At 62.2% G+C, this 18,149-nt stretch carries 18 protein-coding genes and 5 pseudogenes; 12 read left to right on the top strand and 11 right to left on the bottom strand.

All coding sequences use genetic code 11. The annotated features are described in order from the left end of the window. Nucleotides 1–73: 73 nt before the first annotated feature. The 6 genes and pseudogenes from SO139_RS38110 to SO139_RS38085 all read left to right on the top strand — a co-directional run. Nucleotides 74–346: pseudogene (locus SO139_RS38110) on the top strand (IS3 family transposase); the annotation flags it as partial. 40 nt (nucleotides 347–386) lie between these two features. Beyond that, nucleotides 387–887, top strand: a pseudogene (locus tag SO139_RS38105) (SDR family NAD(P)-dependent oxidoreductase); the annotation flags it as partial. Further along, nucleotides 887–1,195: pseudogene (locus SO139_RS38100) on the top strand (type IV toxin-antitoxin system AbiEi family antitoxin domain-containing protein); the annotation flags it as partial. The pseudogenes SO139_RS38105 and SO139_RS38100, both read left to right, overlap by 1 nt. Nucleotides 1,196–1,260: 65 nt before the next feature. Continuing rightward, nucleotides 1,261–1,467: a hypothetical protein gene (locus tag SO139_RS38095; protein ID WP_474805088.1), complete on the top strand. Its 207-nt coding sequence runs from the start codon at nucleotides 1,261–1,263 to the stop codon at nucleotides 1,465–1,467. 35 nt (nucleotides 1,468–1,502) lie between these two features. Then, entirely contained in the window at nucleotides 1,503–1,793 is a 291-nt protein-coding gene (locus SO139_RS38090) for a WGR domain-containing protein (RefSeq protein WP_498541640.1), read from the top strand. 192 nt (nucleotides 1,794–1,985) lie between these two features. Next, nucleotides 1,986–2,573, top strand: a complete 588-nt coding sequence (locus SO139_RS38085; protein WP_498541639.1) for a helix-turn-helix domain-containing protein — start codon at nucleotides 1,986–1,988, stop codon at nucleotides 2,571–2,573. Here the strand turns inward: SO139_RS38085 and SO139_RS38080 are convergent. Continuing rightward, nucleotides 2,562–2,825 carry an inorganic phosphate transporter gene (locus tag SO139_RS38080; RefSeq protein ID WP_498541638.1) on the bottom strand — a complete coding sequence of 88 codons (264 nt, stop codon included), beginning with the start codon at nucleotides 2,823–2,825 and terminating at the stop codon, nucleotides 2,562–2,564. The two genes, SO139_RS38085 and SO139_RS38080, sit on opposite strands and share 12 nt — an antisense overlap. Nucleotides 2,826–3,115: 290 nt before the next feature. Between SO139_RS38080 and SO139_RS38075 the strand changes: the two genes are divergently transcribed. Continuing rightward, complete coding sequence (locus tag SO139_RS38075; RefSeq protein WP_474801634.1) at nucleotides 3,116–3,709, top strand: DUF2252 family protein; 594 nt, start codon at nucleotides 3,116–3,118, stop codon at nucleotides 3,707–3,709. A gap of 72 nt (nucleotides 3,710–3,781) precedes the next feature. Here SO139_RS38075 and SO139_RS38070 read toward each other — a convergent pair whose 3' ends face one another. After that, on the bottom strand, nucleotides 3,782–4,069 hold the full coding sequence (locus SO139_RS38070; protein ID WP_474801632.1) for a hypothetical protein: 288 nt from the start codon (nucleotides 4,067–4,069) through the stop codon (nucleotides 3,782–3,784). A gap of 354 nt (nucleotides 4,070–4,423) precedes the next feature. Then, nucleotides 4,424–5,020: pseudogene (locus SO139_RS38065) on the bottom strand (recombinase family protein); the annotation flags it as partial. Between the two features lie 455 nt (nucleotides 5,021–5,475). Between SO139_RS38065 and SO139_RS38060 the strand changes: the two are divergent. Both SO139_RS38060 and SO139_RS38055 read left to right on the top strand, forming a co-directional pair. After that, complete coding sequence (locus tag SO139_RS38060) at nucleotides 5,476–5,721, top strand: hypothetical protein (protein ID WP_474801630.1); 246 nt, start codon at nucleotides 5,476–5,478, stop codon at nucleotides 5,719–5,721. Nucleotides 5,722–5,848: 127 nt separating this feature from the next. After that, on the top strand, nucleotides 5,849–6,211 hold the full coding sequence (locus tag SO139_RS38055; RefSeq protein ID WP_498541637.1) for an iron chelate uptake ABC transporter family permease subunit: 363 nt from the start codon (nucleotides 5,849–5,851) through the stop codon (nucleotides 6,209–6,211). An 81-nt stretch (nucleotides 6,212–6,292) separates the two neighbouring features. Here the strand turns inward: SO139_RS38055 and SO139_RS38050 are convergent, their stop codons facing one another. Further along, complete coding sequence (locus SO139_RS38050) at nucleotides 6,293–7,093, bottom strand: hypothetical protein (RefSeq protein ID WP_474801626.1); 801 nt, start codon at nucleotides 7,091–7,093, stop codon at nucleotides 6,293–6,295. A gap of 173 nt (nucleotides 7,094–7,266) precedes the next feature. On the opposite strand from SO139_RS38050, the gene SO139_RS38045 reads away from it, so the two are divergent. After that, nucleotides 7,267–7,449, top strand: a complete 183-nt coding sequence (locus SO139_RS38045; RefSeq protein ID WP_474801624.1) for a hypothetical protein — start codon at nucleotides 7,267–7,269, stop codon at nucleotides 7,447–7,449. Nucleotides 7,450–7,521: 72 nt separating this feature from the next. Here the strand turns inward: SO139_RS38045 and SO139_RS38040 are convergent, their stop codons facing one another. The 5 genes from SO139_RS38040 to SO139_RS38020 form a co-directional block, all read right to left on the bottom strand. Continuing rightward, nucleotides 7,522–7,845, bottom strand: a complete 324-nt coding sequence (locus SO139_RS38040) for a hypothetical protein (RefSeq protein ID WP_474801622.1) — start codon at nucleotides 7,843–7,845, stop codon at nucleotides 7,522–7,524. A 161-nt stretch (nucleotides 7,846–8,006) separates the two neighbouring features. Beyond that, nucleotides 8,007–8,999 (bottom strand): substrate-binding domain-containing protein, encoded by a 993-nt coding sequence (locus tag SO139_RS38035; RefSeq protein ID WP_474801620.1) that lies wholly within the window; start codon nucleotides 8,997–8,999, stop codon nucleotides 8,007–8,009. A 98-nt stretch (nucleotides 9,000–9,097) separates the two neighbouring features. Next, the gene (locus SO139_RS38030) at nucleotides 9,098–10,150 is read right to left on the bottom strand and encodes an ABC transporter permease (protein WP_498541636.1); all 1,053 of its coding nucleotides are present in this window, start codon (nucleotides 10,148–10,150) and stop codon (nucleotides 9,098–9,100) included. Then, a complete protein-coding gene (locus SO139_RS38025; protein WP_474801616.1) occupies nucleotides 10,143–11,681 on the bottom strand; it encodes a sugar ABC transporter ATP-binding protein in 1,539 nt (512 codons plus the stop codon). The genes SO139_RS38030 and SO139_RS38025 overlap by 8 nt, the downstream gene beginning before the upstream one ends. Further along, nucleotides 11,678–12,679 (bottom strand): LacI family DNA-binding transcriptional regulator, encoded by a 1,002-nt coding sequence (locus SO139_RS38020; RefSeq protein WP_498541635.1) that lies wholly within the window; start codon nucleotides 12,677–12,679, stop codon nucleotides 11,678–11,680. Before SO139_RS38020 ends, SO139_RS38025 begins: the two co-directional genes overlap by 4 nt. Before the next feature lie 144 nt (nucleotides 12,680–12,823). Here SO139_RS38020 and SO139_RS38015 point away from each other — a divergent pair, with 144 nt between their 5' ends. Together SO139_RS38015 and SO139_RS38010 are read left to right on the top strand one after the other, a co-directional pair. Next, nucleotides 12,824–13,285 carry a hypothetical protein gene (locus tag SO139_RS38015; RefSeq protein ID WP_474801612.1) on the top strand — a complete coding sequence of 154 codons (462 nt, stop codon included), beginning with the start codon at nucleotides 12,824–12,826 and terminating at the stop codon, nucleotides 13,283–13,285. A 70-nt stretch (nucleotides 13,286–13,355) separates the two neighbouring features. Further along, a pseudogene (locus SO139_RS38010) lies at nucleotides 13,356–13,466 on the top strand (glycosyltransferase family 4 protein); the annotation flags it as partial. A gap of 587 nt (nucleotides 13,467–14,053) precedes the next feature. Here SO139_RS38010 and SO139_RS38005 read toward each other — a convergent pair. Next, the gene (locus SO139_RS38005; protein WP_474801608.1) at nucleotides 14,054–14,539 is read right to left on the bottom strand and encodes a TrbG/VirB9 family P-type conjugative transfer protein; all 486 of its coding nucleotides are present in this window, start codon (nucleotides 14,537–14,539) and stop codon (nucleotides 14,054–14,056) included. Between the two features lie 227 nt (nucleotides 14,540–14,766). Further along, a complete protein-coding gene (locus tag SO139_RS38000) occupies nucleotides 14,767–18,138 on the bottom strand; it encodes an adenylate/guanylate cyclase domain-containing protein (protein WP_498541634.1) in 3,372 nt (1,123 codons plus the stop codon). Between the last annotated feature and the right edge of the window lie 11 nt (nucleotides 18,139–18,149).

Here is an 18,149-nt window from a genome sequence, read left to right as displayed (position 1 = left end):
ACGCCGGCAGAGGCGCTTGACGAGTTACTATCGTGAGTGAACACAATCGGTGTTGCGACGACCGCTTGAATCCGCCCAATATGCTTCGGCGGAGTATCGCAAGATGATGCAGTCCGCCGGTTTTCAGGCCTCGATGAGCCGCAAGTCCGATTGCTATGATAACGCGCCGATGGAGAGTTTCTTTCACACGCTCAAAACGGAACTCGTCCATCACCAGCATTACGAAACACGTGAGGAAGCCACACGTGATATCTTTGCTTACATCGAGGGCTTCTATAATCGAAAGCGTCGTCACTCCGCCATCGGCTATATCAGCCCGATCGAGATGGAGCTAAAAGCCGCTTAACTCTGTCCATTTTTTCGGGGGAAGATCGGCGTCCACCGGCATCGGTAAGGAGCTCGCGCGCTGCTGCGCCGAGGGCGGTTTCGATCTTCTAATCGCGGCCGACGAGCCTGCGGTCGAGGACGCGGCGGATGAGCTCCGCCGGCTGGGCGGCAGCGTCGAGTCGGTGCAAGTCGATCTTGCAACTAGCGAGGGCGTCGATAAGCTCTGCGCCGCGTTCGCCGGCCGGCCGATCGATGCGTTACTGGCCAATGCCGCTGTCGGGCTCGGTAAGGCCTTTCTCGATCAGGATTTTGCCAATGTCAGGCGCGTGATCGACACCAACATCACCGGCACGCTCTACCTCATCCATCGCGCCGGAAACGAGATGCTCCGGCGCAATTCGGGGCGCATCCTGATCACCGGCTCGATCGCCGGCTTTATACCGGGCAGCTTTCAGGCGGTCTATAACGCCAGCAAGGCCTTCCTCGATTCATTCTCCTTCGCGATCCGCGAAGAGCTGAGGGATAGCAATGTCACGGTCACGTGCCTGATGCCCGGCGCGAACGTGCGTTCCTCGAACTGCTCGACGAATTGCCCCGCCACGAAAGCTTCCATCAGGTCGATGCGCTGGCAGAAGGCCTGAGGAGCCTGAGTCCCCGACGGCTGCAAATGCTTTTCGACGACTGCAAAAGCGTCAAGGTCAAACGACTGTTCTTCTGGTTCGCGGAGCGACATCAGCACGCCTGGCTCAAACAGATCGACAAGTCGAAAGTCAATCTCGGCACGGGAAAGCGTATGCTCGTCAAGGGCGGCAAACTCGACACCAAATACCTCATAACCATCCCAGACGACCTCAATGCCCCCGTCTGAAAAATATCGGCATCAAGTGGCCTTGTTGAACGAGACGATCCCGTTCGTCGCGGCGGAGCCCGATTTTGCGCTCAAGGGCGGCACCGCCCAAGCTGACCGTCCAGAAAGGCGACGCGCAGATCAAGATCGAGGTCACGCCGGTGATCAGGGGCCGTGTCTTCGAACCGGAGTTGCGCGACGTCTCAGTCGCCTATCGCGAGCCTGGCCGCGACCTGTCCCGTTATCAGCATGAAATTTCTGAATCGTTGGCCCTGATCGATTCATTTATTTAATTGGACGGTCGATTCGGTAATTGCGATTCTGGCGCATGTCCGAACTCACCGTGCAATATATCGTGCTCGAGCGTCGCGATCCGGCCCGGAACATGGCGCGGCTCTATGTGCTCACGATCGAACCGACGCTGTTTGGCGATACGGCATTGGTGCGTGAATGGGGTCGTCTCGGTGCGCGCGGCCGACGGCGGCTCGATCTGTTCAATGGGCACGTGCAGGCCGCCGAGGCCCTCGAGTCCTGGCTCAAGCGCAAAACCCGTCGTGGTTATGTCCAGCGGCACTTTCCGGGCTTAGAGCCGGCGTGCGACACGCCGCAAGCTGGCTGATCTGGACAAAATGTGATCGAAAGTATATCAAAGTAATCCGAAGTCATATTCCGTCGCATTTCAAGAATTGCAAAAGTATTCCATAATCAATATTATGCGAAAGTGAACTGTAGACCACCGTTAGAAAGGTCACACCTGTCCTCATTACAGATGTCACTGTCCCGGCCATGATGGCTTGGGAGTTTTGGTGTGATGACGGTGCTGTCGATGAGCCGAGCGGAGATCGACCGGGTTCACGTGCTGAAGGACTTGCTGGCCGAGCGGATACGACCGAGCGAAGCGGCGCAGTTGATGGGCGTGACGAGACGCCAGGTGTTCCGATTGCTCAAGGCATATCGCGCTGGCGGGCCTGTAGCTCTGATTTCCAAGAAGCGCGGCAAGCCGAGCAATCGGGCGTATCCGGCGGTTGTCCGGACCGAAGCGATGGCGCTGATCAAGGCCAATTACGGCGACTTCGGCCCGACGTTGGCGGCAGAGAAGCTTTCGGAGCGGCACGGGCTGCATTTTGGTGTTGAGACGGTGCGGCGCTGGATGCTGGCCGACGGGCTCTGGCAGGATCGCCGGCAACGGCTCAAACGGGTCTACCAGCCACGGCATCGTCGCGACTGTGTGGGCGAGTTGATTCAGATCGACGGCTCTGAACACTGGTGGTTCGAGGATCGCGGCCCACAATGCACCCTGCTCGTCTTCATCGATGATGCGACCAGTCGTTTGATGCACTTGCGCTTTGCAGAGGAATGCCCAACCACCACGTACCGACATTCCAGATCAGGGGGTTAAGACGTCCGGCGGAATGAGCGCGACCAGGGCATAGGCCACCGCAATTCCGCCGGCAAGCACACCAAGAAAGTTCATCAAACCCGACCAGACGACGGCGTGGGTAGCTTTAAGGGAATGAGTGTAGATGACGGTAGCAACAGCATTGGCAGTGTCGTGAAAGCCGTTCGAAAATTCGAAAAACAGTACCAGGGCGAGACACAGTATCAGCAACACAAAAAGCGCGGGCGAGCCTGGGGCGAAGAATTCCAGCATGGGCCTGAACTCTATCTGGCGCAATGGTCCATCATGTGGGGAAATGGTTTTTGGCTTTCTTCGACTCTGAGCGACGACTTCTACCTTGCAGCAGCCTCGCAGGCCTTTGCGTCCAGAGCCGAGCTTGCTTTGCGGCGCTCTGAAACTCACATGAAAGTCGGTCCCCGCCCGCTCAAACGTTAAAGCCGGGCTCAAATAAAAGGTTCCTCGCAAGTCCGCCGCTTTGAAACGAAGCTCTTTGTTGGCCGTTGAAGTTATTTAAAGATGGATAGGAGCCTCTCATTTAGACTATGGCCCGAGACCGCGATGAACCTACCTCACCTGTTGATCGACGCAGAATCCTCGAAAAGCACCGGCTGCAAAAGATGGCGCGCTCACCGCAAGCCTTCGTTCGTGGGAGTACTGCCCTCTTCTATGAGCTTTTGTCCGAGCAACGCTGCCGCATTCCATCCGGCCCGGCGATTTGGATCTGCGGGGATTGCCATACCGGCAATCTTGGTCCGCTTGCGAATGCCGACGGCGATGTCGAGATCGAGATGCGGGATCTCGACCAAACGGTGATTAGCTATCCCGCCTACGACCTTATCCGGCTGGCGCTTTCGCTGTCCATGGCAGCAAGAGGATCGGACCTCCCCGGCATTGTGACTGAGAAGTTAATCGAGCAGATGGTCGACGGATATCGCGGAGCCCTATCCGGAAGACCGCGGTTGAAAGAGCGTCCTTCGTCGATAGGCCTGGCCATGAAGAAGGCCGTCGCCGGTTCGTGGAAAACACTGGCCAAGCGATCGATAAGGGCGGTCTCGCGATCCACCTGCTCTGGCCGCAGCGGGTTGGCTCGTTGTCCCAATAAAAATATGGCCGCTACCAAGGTACGGGCGCCGTAACGGGCGAATAAGGATCTTTTTCTGGATCAGGATGCCAACAGCGCCAGCAGCCTTGCTTCATACACTGCTGCTTCACCATCTGCCGCGTGCATCGAGGCGCAGCGGATCGTACCCCGACCAGAGCGAAGAGACCGGCCGGCGCGCCGCTTTCAGTGCGCTTACTTCCTCAATCGATCGAAGATGGGGGCCGTAGATCGCGGGCGGATAGACGTCATCCCAGAAGACGGATCCCGTTCCGTAAACAGATGCAGACCTGCGCGCCGGGGAGATCGAAAGATCCGCAGCTGACGCAACGCCGGCCGCGAGGATTGGCGCGCTGGCACAGAGAAATGCAGTCAAAGCAAGGGCGCGGCGCTTCACGGGAATCTCCTGCTTGAAATGGCTCAAGTCCGGATAATGCGGTCTCCTACACAAGGTTGCAAGGCTCGAGCAAGGACACAGCCGCTCAAATGTTCGGACGGTCTGCTTGAGAGAGAATGCCGCCAGCCGATCTTCGGGCGACAATTTGAGGTTGATGACCGTCAGGAAAGCGGACCTCGAAGCTCCCGCAGTTCGGTACAGCCTCGTGTGGAATGATGCGTAGACGTTCTGTCATCGGGTTTTACAGTGGCTCTCTAACCCATTGAAACATCTAGGGTGCGAAAAGGCCAGTTTTACACGTAAGTGCTTGATTGTTCTCATATAGCTACAGCCTACCGATTTCAACGGTTGTGCCTAAACCCGAACCGGAGGGCGTCCGCGTGGCGTTGCAATACCCTTGGCATTCAGGCCACCTGCGATCGCACTCAATGACGTGGCGCCACCTGCCCGCAGCTCCTCGATGATTGGAGCGAGATCGTCAGCTCTGGACGCCGCTCGCTCGCGTAACGTCTCGATAGCCAACTTGCGCGCCCTCGCGGTCGGCACAACACCGCAATCGCGGCCGAGCTTGACGCCGCGCCGCTTAGCCGCCGCCAGCGCATCCTTGGTGCGCTTCGAGATCATCCGCCTCTCTTCTTCAGCCAGCATTGCCATGATTCCGACCGTGAGCCGGTTGGCGGTGGGCATATCGGCAGCCACGAAATCGACACCGGCCTTTTCCAGACCCAACAGGAAGTGGGCGTCGCGGGTGAGACGATCGAGCTTAGCGATCACCAGCTCGGCCCCGTAGGCCCGGCACGCCTTGAGCGCGGCATCTAGCTGCGGCCGGTCCGAGCGCTGGCCGCTCTCGACCTCGACAAACTCCTTCACCAGTTTCCAGTTACCGCCGTTCAGGGACTCATCAACGGCATGCCGCTGCGCCTCAAGGCCAAGGCCCGATCTGCCCTGCCGTTACGAACATTCAAGACCTTCCACCGACGGTCCTGCCGGATCCGCGTCTCATCAGGTCAACTGCATAAAGTCGGCTGATGAAGGAAGCGTTGACCACACCCTGAAATTTTCGAAGGCAGCCGGCAGTGCCGGCGTTCGAAAATTGCTGGCCGGCAACAATTCCGCACCTCGTGAACATAAAACATTTGACGGTCTGAATTTCTCTGCGCTTAGATCATGACATTCGCCGCGGTGAATTTGCCCGCACTCTTGAGGACCGTGATGCGCAACGCACGCACACACATCGCAGAGATTGCCGCCCGCGTCCGGCCGCTTGTTCGGCTGGCCGATTGGTCGTGCATGTCCGTGACGACACGGGGTCCGAATTTTCAGCTCGAAGCGGGGCTGATCCGCAAAGCAAGAGTGTAACTCTCGGCGCAGGGCCGCTCCCTCCGCCGAACCGGCAGGAGGGCAAGATGAACGCCCGCAACGAGGTCAAGAGACCATCCGACCAGAGCTTGGACGCAGGGCCTGTTCTTGCGGTGGCCCGGCGGCGATTGGCTGCGCTGGTTGATTTTCTGGTGGCTCGCTGGCTCGAGCGCTGCGCCACGAACGTCGAGGCCGCACAACGGCTGTTCAAGACCGATCGGAAGCCCACTCGTGAGTTCGGGATGGGCGTGCGTCTTGTCGTTTCATCTCCACGTTGGGATGAAGCGCCATAACGCAATCTGTTCCGACCGGCGAATGACCTCGCGCTGTGTCACTTTTTGGCCGTCGCTGCAAGGCCCGAACGCACGCGTAGCCCGCGCGACTAATTGGTGATGAGACCGCACACACGCTCGGCATGATGTGAAGGCGCTTCGGTTAGAGATGTTTGTAGCCACCGCACTGATGAGTGGCGTGTTTGTATCGACGTCAGGCGCGGTCGGGTTTGTGGGGCTCATCGTGCCGCACTGCGCGCGCTGGGTCGTTGCTGCGCGCACCACGCGATCAGTTTCGATTGCCGCAGCGATGGGCGCGATCTTCACGGTGTGGGTGGACGCCGCAGCACGCTACATCCTTGCGCCGAAGGAACTGCCGCTCGGAGTAATGACGGCTGATGACCAGGCCGAACGGGAAATTCAATCTCTGGGGCTGATATCAGGCAGATGCCGTCTACCGCGCTTCAATGGTGAGCCCGCCAATCAAGACCCATTTCGTCTCGGCCTTTAAACATTTTCGAAGCCTTGGCGCCAACCGATGCCGTTTGTTGGGCGCTGCGGGGCAGATGGCAAGCGGGGGACGTGTGCCGCATTAGCGCATTGACCAAGGCCATGCCAATGACGATTGCGGTTTTATAGTTTGCGGCCGCGCTAGACTTTGCGCCGGCTTTGGCGACGGGGCGACGTTGGCCGACGGCCGCGGCCGCGGCAGGGGTGGTATTTCGGGTATCGCCATTGGCTCTCCGGGGCGTACCTTTGGCTCTTCAGGCATTACTTTTGGCGCTGAGGCATTGGCGATAACGTGGGCGAGTTGTTCCTGGTTCGCGTTGAGCTGCTCGATGAGTGTCTGGCTTTCGCGCGCCATCTCGATCTGAGTCGCCTTGACCTTGTCGATGATACTGTAGTTCCGCGCCAATTCTTCCCGGCTCGCCTTGAGTTGGCTCGCGAGATTTTCATTGTCGCGGACCAACTGTCCTTGCCTCACTTCGAGCTGTTCCACCGTTTGCCTCAACACGGCGAAATCGCGCGCCATCGGTTGAAGCTGCTGCGCAACCTCGGCGGATAGGGAAACAGCAGTCGGCGCGACGTCGTTCGGCGCGGCTTTCATCAGAGCTGCCGGGCCTGAGGGGGGCTTCATTGTCGAATCAGAGGAGGATGGCCATCGCCACGCCGCGACACTAATGGATGCCGCTAGTAGAGGAGCGAAAGCCACATAGCGCCAACCGGCCGACCGATGACCCGTTGCCGGGAGGGAGCGCGAGGTCTTCACCCTGGTCCGCGGGGCCAAAGGACCCACCCCCTCTTCGCGCGCCGAGTTCACCAGGCTTGAAAACTGCTCCGCTAAGCTCTTTGTGATCTGCTCTTCGGCGAGCTTGTCCAGAATGGAAGCCATTGGCGCTCCATAATGCAATGGTTACCGCCGGAGAGCGGTCCGCGCATCTGCGCTATGCAGTTGGTTTTTGAGCCTGAGCTCTTCCAGGGACGAGCATGCAGCTCCACGTCGCATTTTCTTGCCAGCTCAAAGACCTGCACCAACGCTTTTAATGCAGCTGAGGAGGCGAAACTATGTTCACGGCCGGAGAACTACGGAAGGAACCCTGGCCCTTCGTGCCGTTCAGCGAGATCACGCCGGAGGCAATTCGTTCGCGCAACTACCGAGAGCAGCCGCACGCGTGTCCCTCCCGGATGATCAACATCCGCTTCGTGCTTCACTTCATGGATCTTCGGGCGGCGGCTTCTTACTTCTGAGATCCGGAAGAACGCTGGCTCCGCTGCCAGCACTGAAATTGCTGATTCTAGGCCATCATCGCGATGCCATGGCTACGGTTCGACTGGATGGCGGGGCCCACCAGAGCGATGTACTGGGCAACGAAACGGCGCGGCGAACAACGCCAGGCGCGAAACCAGGCTCAAGCCGATGCCGACCGACAGCCGGCCGAACCTGTGCAGCATCGAGGGATCGATATTGGGCTGCAAATCCAGCCAGCGCCGAAAGCGCTCAAACAGCCAGCCGATCAGGTGAAAGAGAGCTTCGAACAGCCGGACGATGAGTTCAAGGAGCAGTTCGAAGATGGGGCCGGCCAGATCATCGAGGATGAGGATCGAACAGGATTTCCATGCACATTCACCAAGCTGTCGGCCCATCCACCGGGTCGCTGCTCGAACTTGACGTGGGGAGACGAGGCGCGCGCCGACAGAGGCGCGCGCTTCACCTTCCCGGATCGGCCAGTGATGCCCGCTAGCAGCGCGTAGCGAGCGCGGCCGATGTCAAGCCCGCAACACCGAGCGATGCGCGAGGACTTCGTTCAGTTCTGCATCAACTGCTTCGCGTTGTCGGGCGTGATCGCGGTGGTCGGCACGGTCACCACGGTCTGCACCTTCTCGGCGCAATCGAGCAGGATAGACTTCGCCATCTCGATCGCCTCCGGGCCTCCGGTCGGGTAGGTGAAGGTTGCTGCCCACTCGCCTTCCGCAACCGCGCGGATGCCGCCAGCAGGCCCGGGCAAGCCATCAGTCCCGAGGATCTTCACTTGATCGAGCTTCCCGGCGCCCTTCGCCGCAAGACGCGCACCGGCGGCCATCATGTCGTTGCTCGCATAAACCGCCTTGATGTTCGGATGAGCCTGGAGCATCGCGGCGAATGCGGTCTGCGCCTTGTCCGGCAGCCAGTCGGCGGCCTGCTCGGCGACAACCTGGACCTTTGGATTGTCCTTCACGCCGGACTTGAAGCCGTTGAGTCGTTCGACGGCGGGCGTCGAGCTCGGCAGGCCCTGGAGCACCGCCACTTCGCCGCCGTCCGGCAGGAGCTTGCCGGCGACGTATTTGCCCGCCTCCTCGGCGATCTTGAAATTGTCCCCGCCGATGAAGGCCGTATATTCCTTGCCGGGCTCGCCGACCGTCTTGCGGTCGAGCTCGATGACGGGAATGCCGGCCTTCATGGCCCGCGCGACGACCGGCGTCAGAGGCGCGGCCTCGAACGGTGAGATCAGGATCAGGTCGACCTTCTGGGTGATGAAATTGTCCATCTGCGAGGTCTGTGTATTCACGTTGCCGGCGCCGTCGGCAATCTGCAGCTTGAATTGCGGCACTTTCTTCGCCGCAGCGGTCAGCTGGTCGTTGACGTGCTGGCGGTAGGGCTCGGCATTGTTGGCCTGCGAGAAGCCGATGACAAACTCCCCGGTCTTGCTGCACTCCTTGACCAGCGGCGCCGCCTGCGCTGCACCGGCGACGAGCGTCGCCGTGCCGGCGCCCAGCACCAGATTGGACCAGAACCTTGCCTTCGTAGATGCGCGTCGCATAATTTCACTCCCCTGTTTGCTTCGAACATTCCGCCACTGACGAGCGGTCTCTTCCCGGCGGGGCTGGTCGCCGCCAGGTCTTTACGTCGCCATTGGGGTCAACGACCCAATCCCTCGCGGCGACGAACGAGAGATTGAAGAACCGCGGCCACGACGATGATCGCGCCGGTCGCGAGCAGTTGCAGAGCCGCATTGATGTTGTTGAGCTGAAGGATGTTGGCCAACGCGCCGAGCATGATCGCACCTGCGATCGTACCGATCATCGAGCCAGCGCCGCCGAACAGGCTGGTGCCGCCGATGACCACCGCCGCGATCGCGGTCAATTCATAGCCCGTGCCGTCATTGGCGCTGCCGAAATTGAACTGGCCGGCGTGGACGATGCCGGCGATGGCCGACACCATGCCCGTGATCGCGTAGACCGAGATCTTAACCAGCGTGACCGGCACGCCGGAGAGCCGCGCCGCCCGCTCATTGCCGCCGACCGCGAAGACGTAGCGGCCGAATCGCGTGAAGTTCAGCACGAAGGTGGCCACGATCGCGACGACGAGAAACACCAGTGTCGCGACCGGAACCGTGTTGTCGAAGAGCCGATCGCCCAGCACCGAGAAAATCGGCGGCGCAAGACCCGGACCATTGCCGTAGGAGATGTTGATGTACTGGTTGTTGGAGATCACCAGCGCCAGGCCGCGCGCGACCTGCAGGCCCGCCAGCGTCACGATGAAAGCCTCGAGGCGAAAGCGGGTCGAGATCGCGCCTTGCGCGCAACCGAACAGGGCGCCGCAGGTCATCACGAACAGGAGGGTCGGAACGAGTCCCCAGCCCCAGGTCGTCATGATCGTGGCGGTGAGCACGCTGCACAGACTGAGCAGCGCACCGACCGACAGATCGATCCCCGCGGTGATGATGACGAAGGTCATGCCGACGGCGATGATGCCCGTCTCGGAAATCGCCCGTACTATGTTTGCGATGTTGTCCGGCGCCACGAACAGGATGGAGCCGTGCCGCCGCGGCGAGAAGATGATGCCGCCGATCGCAACAAGGATGAGACCAATGACGCTCTGAAAGCGGACCGCGATGGCGAAGAAGTCGAGATGGCGGGTCCGTGCGGGCTGCACGCGCGTGGATTTCACAAGTGTTGCGGCGTCATTCATCGCTGTCATCCTGACTGGATTCGGCTACCGCGAGGATGTCGTCCTCTGCGGCGCCGGCGGGAAACTCGGCAACCGTACGTCCGCCCCTCAGCACGACGATGCGATCGCATAGGCCGATCAGTTCCGGCATTTCACTGGAGGCGACGAGAATGCCGACGCCTTGCGCGGCGAGCTCGCGAATCCTGGCGTAGATTTCGCCCTTCGCGCCGACATCCACGCCGCGCGTCGGCTCGTCGAGCAGAAGCAGGCGCGGCTCACCAAGCACCTCCTTGGCAAGCGCGACTTTCTGCTGGTTGCCTCCGGAGAGCGCGCCGACCGCGAGCTCCGGCCGCGGCGGCCGCACGTCGAATGCCTTGATCGCCTGACCGGCTAGCCTCGCCTGGCGCGCTTGCGACATCAGAAAGAACGGCGACACGCGCCGCAGCACCGAGGCGACGAGATTGCGTTCGACGCTGTCGCGCAGCATCAGACCGGTGCCCCGGCGATCGTCGCTGACAAAGGCGACGCCTGCGCGACGAGCCTCCGGAATCGAGTTCAGCCTCGCCGGCCGTTCCTCGACCTCGACACGGCCCGACCAGGCGCCGGGACCGCCCACGCCATAGAGCGCAGAAAGCAACTCGGTCCGTCCTGCTCCCATGATGCCGGCGAGGCCGACGACCTCACCGGCGCGCACCTCGAGCGAGACCTCACGCGGTGCACGCCAACCGGCCCGGTGCCGGCGCGGGCGATAGGCGGCCCGCTCCAGACGCAGCACACGGCGGCCGAGCGCGCCGCTGCGGCGCGGATAGAGCTCCGTCAGCGGCCGTCCGACGAGTAACGCCACGAGATCGGATTGCGGCGCGGCCGGCGGCGCGGTCCCTGCGATCCTGCCATCGCGCAGAACCGTCACGCGGTCGGCGACGCGCGGAACCTCTTCGAGCCGATGCGAGATGTAGACGATGCCGACACCGCGTCTCGCGATGTCGCGCATCACATGAAACAGCCGCTGCACCTCTGCGGCGGTGAGCGCGGCCGTCGGCTCGTCCATCACGAGAATTCGCGACTCGTAGGTCAGGGCCTTGGCGATCGCGACGATCTGTCGCCGACCGACCGACAATTCACCTACGGGCTGATCGACATCCACATCGAAGCCGAGCTCGCCGAGCCTTGCCCGCGCCGCGCGGCGCATCGCGCCGCCATCGAGGACGCCTGCTCGCGTCAATTCCCGGCCGAGAAACAGGTTGGCAGTCACATCGAGGCTCGGGACGAGATCGAGCTCCTGAAAGATCGTCGCGACGCCCGCGGCCTGCGCGGCGCGTGGATCGGTGAAGCGGACGGCGGCGCCGTCGATGCAGATTGCGCCCTGATCCGGCGCGATGACGCCGGAAAGAACGTTCATTAGGGTCGACTTGCCCGCGCCGTTTTCGCCAAGCAGCGCGTGGATTTCCCCGCTCTTGAGATCGAAATCGACTCCGCGCAGCGCCTGTGCGCCGCCAAAGCTCTTGACGATGCCATGCATGGCGAGCAGCGGGGCCTGAGCGCCCGTATTCATTTCGGTCTCCCGCAGGATTCGCGCTCGATGATCGCCGCGTCGAGTCGAATGGTGCGCCGCGCCCCTTGCGGAGCGGCAATCCGCTCCATGAGCAGGAAGGCCGCGCGCCGGCCGATCTCCACGCAGGGTTGCGCGACCAGCGTCAGGCGCGGCTCGAAGCAATCGGCCCATTCGAAATCGTCGAAGCCGACGACCGAGATGTCTTTCGGCACCCGCAATCCGCGCCTCTGGATCGCTTTCATGATGCCGATCGTCGCGAGATTGTTGCCGCCGACCAATGCGGTCGGCGGCTGATCGAGATCAAGCAGCCGCTCCGCGGCCTGCATCGCGCTGTTCGTCGTCGCACTGCCGGTAACGAGAAGGCGTTCGTCGATCACGCCGCCGGCGCCGGCCAGACTCTCGCGATAGCCGGCAATACGCTCGAGCGTGGTCGCAAATCTCGGATTGCCGCCCACATAGCCGATACGGCGATGACCGTGCGCGGCGACCCACTCGACGAGATTGCGCATCGCCTCGCGGTTGTTGATGCCGACCTGATCGAAGGCGGGATCGGGCATGCGATCGACAAGCACACAGGGCAGCCTCACGTCGCGCAGATAGGCGAGCGCGCGCCGACCGGGATCGGGGCTCGGCGCGAGAATGATGCCGTCGACGCGACGCTGATGCAGCGCCATGACGACGTCGAGCTCACGGTCCGGGTCATCCTCGGTGTCGGACAGAAACACCATCATGCCGAGGCGCGCGCACTCGGTTTCGATCGCACAGATGATGTCGCTGAAATAGGGATTGGAAATCGAGGAGATCGCGATGCCGACCGAGCGGGTCGAAGCGGCCTTCAGGCTGCGCGCCATGATGTTGGGACGGTAGCTCAAGGAGGTGATCGCCGCTTCCACGGCGCGCGCCGTGTCCGGCGCAACCCGCCGCGTACCGTTCACGACGTGCGAAACGGTCGAGACCGAAACGCCCGCTTGTCGAGCAACATCGGCGATGGTCGCCACGTCCCGCGCCTGTATTTTGTTGAGCAATCCAGGTTCTGCAGGATTATGGCATACGAAAACGTTTGCGCAATCGTTTTTCTGTCTTGAAGCCTTCCGCGATAGATAGCGTCCAACCTTTCGCATTGCGTGCGCGAGGCCGAGGCGATGCTGCGCGAAGCGCTGGCGATCTGCAGGGAGGCCGGAACCCAATTTTGCGGCCCCAAGGTCACCAGCGCACTGAGCCGGACGGTCGAAGATTTTGCGGAACGCCAGGATCTTTTGGCAGAAGGCAGGACGATGCTGGCCCGTGGCGCCGTCGCGCATAATCATCTGTGGTTCTATCGCGACGCGATCGAGGGCCTTTTGTCATCGGGTGACGGGGAGGGCGCGCTCGAATACGTCAGTGTATTGGAGGACTATACACGCGCCGAACCGCTCCCGTGGGCGGATGTATTCGCGGCCCGCGGCCGCGCTCTCGCCACCGGACTGCGAGGCGACGCTTGCGGGGTCCAAAGAGGTGAGCTTCTCCGCATTCGAAGCACGCTTGAGGGCGCAGGCCTTGCGGCCTTCCTGCCGGGGGTTGATGCAGCTCTGGCAAATAAGTTGGGCACTGATTGCAGTTTATGAGCCGTTCGAGGAACGGAGCGCACGGCGCTGTTTGGCCGAAAAAGTGCAACTCATCGGCGGAGTCGAGAAGATTGGAAAGCAACCCTTTTTCGCCGGCGCGGCAGCATTGCTCTTCCCGATCAATTGGCCCGAGCCGTTTGGCTTGGTGATGATGGCGTGCGGAACGCCGGTGATTGCCTATTAACCCTGTCAAGACCCCCGGCAAGCTCATTCGGCGGCTCGGCCCGTCCGAAGGCGTAGGGATCGGCAGCACCGGTCCCCATTTGGCCGCTGCGGGCTAAACCGCCGGCCGAGACCGGCCGGTTATAAGCCAGGACCGGTGCACGACGTGCGCTTTCGAGCATCTGGTCCGGCACGGGTGGGGTGACCGCCGGCCCGGTAGGTGGCGCTGCCGCGGGAATTGAAGCTGTGGTGAGTGGAGCTCCCGGAGCTTCCGTGGCCGGCTCGAACGCTGCGGCCTGACGGATCATGAGCTTGCGGGCGGACTCAGCGACCGGCTTATCGCCTCTCCACGTGCTCCAGATGATGAGAAAGGCGAATGCCGTGAGCCCGAGTGCGCCAAATCCGCGCTTGAGCATCGTCGTCCGTGCGTGGTCAGCCTGGCCAACCGGCGTGATGCCGCGATCGCCATCGATCGTTTCGTTGTTAAGCTCGGTCATATCGATTGCCTATCGGGGCCTTGAGATTGGGGCTGACTTCCTGGCCCGCCGCTCGATCGAGGGGCTGGTGGTATTGGTGCCCGGATTGATGCCGACCGGGTCGAACGCTTCATTGAAAATGCAGAGCACGATGTTGCCCTTCCGCAGCCGAAACTCGCGGGCCGTTGCGTGGACGACCACCAGTTCGCCGCGGACATCCTTGCACCAAACTTTCCGATCCATCAGAATTGATCAGGTAAATGGCGGGGACTTCGCGGTTGCCCGCAAAGCGAAACGTCGTCTCCTTGCCGTCGTCGAAGACGGCTTCGGGCTCGAGATCAACGGAGCCCTGAGCCGAGAAGCGCCAGTTTCGCGCACCATAGGCGTGGTGGAGGTCGAAGGTCTGATCGATCAGGGCCCCTTCCCGCTCAGCGCTCCGGGCGGCTGTTTCCGCGCGGCGTCGTTCAATTTCGTCGCTAGGATAGGCGAAGCGAACGACGAAGTAGCTGTCGGCCAATGTGGTCTCGGCGATCGACAACTCGAATTGATAGGAGCGCTTTCGTCCATCCGCGCGGGTGGTGACGACCTGCAGATTCGGGCAGCGTTTCGCCTCCATCTCTTTTGCAGCGGATTCGTAATCGCGAACGACCGCCTCTGCACTGAGGGCGCTTAAGCGCGTGACCCCGTCCGGTGTGCTCGATACGATCCGGCAATCCGATTGAAGGTGGTTAACTCACCGGATCAACGGCTGCAATATCCGCTTCAAGTTGAACCAAATTCACACCTTCCTAGCTTCCGAGAAGAGCTGTTATCGGAAGTAGTGAGGATGGGCGCAGAGAGAGATTAGGGATTGAGTTCGTCGAGTAACGCCTTGGCTTCCTTCAGGTCACGAGTGTCGAAGCCCTCGGTGAACCAACCGTAGACTGGCGCGAGCAGAGCGTGGGCGTCAGCGTGCTTACCCTGGTCGCGCCGGAGTCGGGCGAGACTGATCGCCGCCCGCAGCTCTAATGACTTGGCACTCTGACCTCGCGCCGTTTCCAGCGCCTGCTCAAAACATGACTCGACCTCGGCCGGGGATGCACCCTGCGCGGACCGCAACTCACCCTCAAGCCGGCAGAGTTCCGCCTCCCACATATGCTCGTTGTTTCGCTCGACGAGATCCGTCGCTTGGGCGATGACGCCCAAGCCTTCTTCGGCGGCACCTGCTTGCAGGTGAGTTGCCGCCAACATGCAGAGATATCGGATCTGATACCAGCCGACGCCCAAGGCGAGCCGCTCAGCGGCGCTCTGGCCCATTAGCGCCAGCCCCGCCTCAATGGCTCCGTCCTGAGCCATCACCCAGCCTCTCAGGATGAGGCCGCTCAAGCGCCAGTAGTTCAACCTGTGCTGATCGGCGAGCCCGATGACCGCATCGGCATGCGCCCGCACCGCCGCCGTGTCGCAAAGAAGCTCGGCAAGCCCAGCGCCGCCGTAAACTCGGACATGAGCGGTGAGGTTCGCCTGGTTTAACACCTCGGCGTACTGCAACGCCGCCACGCTCCAGCGTCGCGCCTGCTCCGGATAGCCAAGGATCCAGTCGATGACCCCGAGGTATGCGAGCGCCGAAATCTTCGGATCATGGACGTAATGAACCGGTGGCGGGCGATGTTGGCTCGGGTCATAGAGGCGCAAGATCGTCTCGAATTCGGAGCGCGCTTCGATAAACGATCCGACCTGCAGGGCTGTGAGCGCGGACAGACGGTGTGCCGCCAGCCGAAGAGCCGCATCCGCGCTGCGCTCCGACGTGCGCCGCGCCTCTTCGGATAGCTGCCGCATCATGCCGTAGTCACCGCGCACGAAGTGATACGTGAACTCACCGCTGAGCGTGGCAAACAGGGCGCCCGCGTCTCCGAGCTGCTCGCATAATAGGCGCGCCCGACTGTAGGCGGCACCGGTTTGCGGCGCGGCGTAGCCGTGGACAGCGATTAGCGGCGTGCCGATCGCCGTCTGCAATGCGAGTTCCTGCCGATCCCGCTCCGGATCCGCAGGAAGCTTGTTCAGCGCCTCCAACCCTTTAGACAGGTCACTGATCGCTTCAAGATTGGCAGAGCGCGCGGCGGCGTTTCTGCCCGCCCGCAGCCAATAGCCCACGGCCCGCTCGGCCAGCCCGGCCTCGGTGAGATGTTGCGCAAGCGTTTCGGGCTCGGTCTCGGCGACGGTTGGAAAGTTGTCCTCGAGAACGGTGGCGATCCGCGCGTGGACCTGCTGCCGCCGGCTCTTGAGCAAACTCTCGTGGGCAACATCTTGAACCAGGGCATGCTTGAAGCTGTAACCGATCTTGGGCGGTGCGCCGCGCCGGAAGATCAGCTCCGCAGTGAGCAGCTGGGCGAGTGCATCCCCGAGCGCGTTCTCACCGAGCGACGCGACCGCGGCCAGAAGCTCGTGTGAGAACTCGCGTCCGATGCAAGCGGCCATCTGAGCCACTTCCTTGACCGGCGCCAGTCGATCGAGCCGGGCCATCAATGAGTCCTGCAGCGTCGCCGGGATTGCCAGCGCCGGTAGCGGGCCAGTCAGCTTGTAGCCGTCGCCCGCGTTCTCGAGCAGACCGGACTCGAGCACCATCTTGGTCAGCTCCTCCACGAACAAGGGCACGCCATCGGTCTTGGCCAGGATCTGCTCGAGCACCTCGTCTGGAAGCCGCTTGCCCCCGGTCACGCGCCCGACAACGGCAGCGCCCTGCCGCCGCCCTAGGCGGCTCAGCGAGAGCGTGGTGACGTGTCCGTGCCCGGTCCACGGCGGGGCGAACTCTGGCCGGAAAGTGATGACGGCGAGCACCCGCAGGCGCTGCACCCGGTCGACAACCCGGCCCAGCAGCTCGAGCGTGGTTGGGTCAATCCAGTGTACGTCCTCGTAGAGCGCCAGCACTGGTTGGCGCGATGCCAAGCCCGCCATTTGATCGAGCAGCGCTTGGAATGTCATCTCCTTCTTGTGCTGCGGGCTCAAATCCAACGGCCGGTAACGCCCGCCCGTTGGGATTGCGAGCAAGTCCGCGAAGAGCGGAGCGCTCTCTTGGACGTTCTCCACCGCGAGGGCCAGCATCGTCTCGAGCTTGTCGAGCTGACGCTCCGGTGGATCCCCTCGCTGTAGTCCCGCCGCTCGCTCGAGAAGGCCGACAACCGGGTAGAGTGCGCTGTTGGTGTGGTACGGCGAGCAATACTGCCTCAGCGGCGTGCGCGGTTCGCTCCCGAGCCGCTTGCGCAGACTGTGGACAAGGCAGGACTTGCCAATGCCCGGCTCGCCGGCGAGCAGGACCACTTGCCCTTCACCTTCCTTCGCCCGCTCCCACCGGTCCAGCAGCAGCCCCAGTTCCTGGTCGCGCCCCACCAATGCGGTCGTAGCGCCGTGTCGGGCATCGAACCGGCTCTCGGCAGTTCCCTCGCCAAGGATGCTCCAAGCCCGAACCGGCTCGGCGAAGCCTTTCAGGCGCAGCGCGTCCAGATCGCGGTAGACGAACAGATCACCGAGCAGGCGGCCTGTGGCCTCGGCAACGACAACACCCCCAGGCTCCGCTACCGCCTGCAGCCGCGCAGCGAGGTTCGGGGTCTCGCCGACCACCGCCCGCTCGCGCGCCTCCTCCTCGCCGACCAGGTGACCAACGACGACCAGCCCAGTAGCGATGCCTACGCGCGCCGCGAGCCCTCCGCCGCCCGGCGCAGCGAGCGCGGCGACCGCCGCCGTGAGGCTGAGGCCGGCCCGGACTGCGCGCTCGGCCTCGTCTTCGTGCGCCCGAGGCCAGCCGAAGTAGGCGAGCACACCATCGCCGAGAAACTTGGCGATATGTCCCTCGAATCGCGTGATCTCTCCGGCCACTGTGTTCTGGTAAATTCGGATCAGCTCGCCCATCTCTTCGGGATCGAGCTGAGACGCGAGCGCCGTCGAGCCGACCAAATCGACAAACATAACCGTCAGTTGCCGCCGCTCGGCCTCAACCGAGAGCGGAGCCGCCTTCGACCCCGCTTTCTCTGGCGCCGCCTCTGGCAGCAAGACTGTCGTCGGCGGGCCAGCAACGGCTTGGATCGCCTTGAGCACGATCTTTCGCGGCCCGAGCGGAACTCCTAGCTCCCGCAGGTCGGCTTCGGTCAACTCTGGCAGGACCTCAGTCGTGACCTCCGCATCCTGGAAGGCCTGCGTGTAGCGCTCCAGCCCGAGACCACGAAGCCATTCCGCGATATTCACGCAAAGTCTCC

The sequence above is a fragment of the Bradyrhizobium sp. UFLA05-89 genome (assembly GCF_059803475.1).
Note: the sequence above shows the minus strand (reverse complement) of the source record. Positions and strands in the feature narration are given on the sequence as shown.

Coding starts and splice junctions, on each gene's coding strand:
- SO139_RS38035 (WP_474801620.1), bottom strand. CDS start 8,999: ATGCGACGCGCATCTACGAAGGCAAGGTTCTGGTCCAATCTGGTGCTG.
- SO139_RS38075 (WP_474801634.1), top strand. CDS start 3,116: ATGGCCCGAGACCGCGATGAACCTACCTCACCTGTTGATCGACGCAGA.
- SO139_RS38050 (WP_474801626.1), bottom strand. CDS start 7,093: ATGGCTTCCATTCTGGACAAGCTCGCCGAAGAGCAGATCACAAAGAGC.
- SO139_RS38005 (WP_474801608.1), bottom strand. CDS start 14,539: ATGGAGGCGAAACGCTGCCCGAATCTGCAGGTCGTCACCACCCGCGCG.
- SO139_RS38090 (WP_498541640.1), top strand. CDS start 1,503: ATGTCCGAACTCACCGTGCAATATATCGTGCTCGAGCGTCGCGATCCG.
- SO139_RS38045 (WP_474801624.1), top strand. CDS start 7,267: ATGTTCACGGCCGGAGAACTACGGAAGGAACCCTGGCCCTTCGTGCCG.
- SO139_RS38015 (WP_474801612.1), top strand. CDS start 12,824: ATGCTGCGCGAAGCGCTGGCGATCTGCAGGGAGGCCGGAACCCAATTT.
- SO139_RS38025 (WP_474801616.1), bottom strand. CDS start 11,681: ATGAATACGGGCGCTCAGGCCCCGCTGCTCGCCATGCATGGCATCGTC.
- SO139_RS38080 (WP_498541638.1), bottom strand. CDS start 2,825: ATGCTGGAATTCTTCGCCCCAGGCTCGCCCGCGCTTTTTGTGTTGCTG.
- SO139_RS38040 (WP_474801622.1), bottom strand. CDS start 7,845: ATGGGCCGACAGCTTGGTGAATGTGCATGGAAATCCTGTTCGATCCTC.
- SO139_RS38085 (WP_498541639.1), top strand. CDS start 1,986: ATGACGGTGCTGTCGATGAGCCGAGCGGAGATCGACCGGGTTCACGTG.
- SO139_RS38060 (WP_474801630.1), top strand. CDS start 5,476: ATGAACGCCCGCAACGAGGTCAAGAGACCATCCGACCAGAGCTTGGAC.
- SO139_RS38030 (WP_498541636.1), bottom strand. CDS start 10,150: ATGAATGACGCCGCAACACTTGTGAAATCCACGCGCGTGCAGCCCGCA.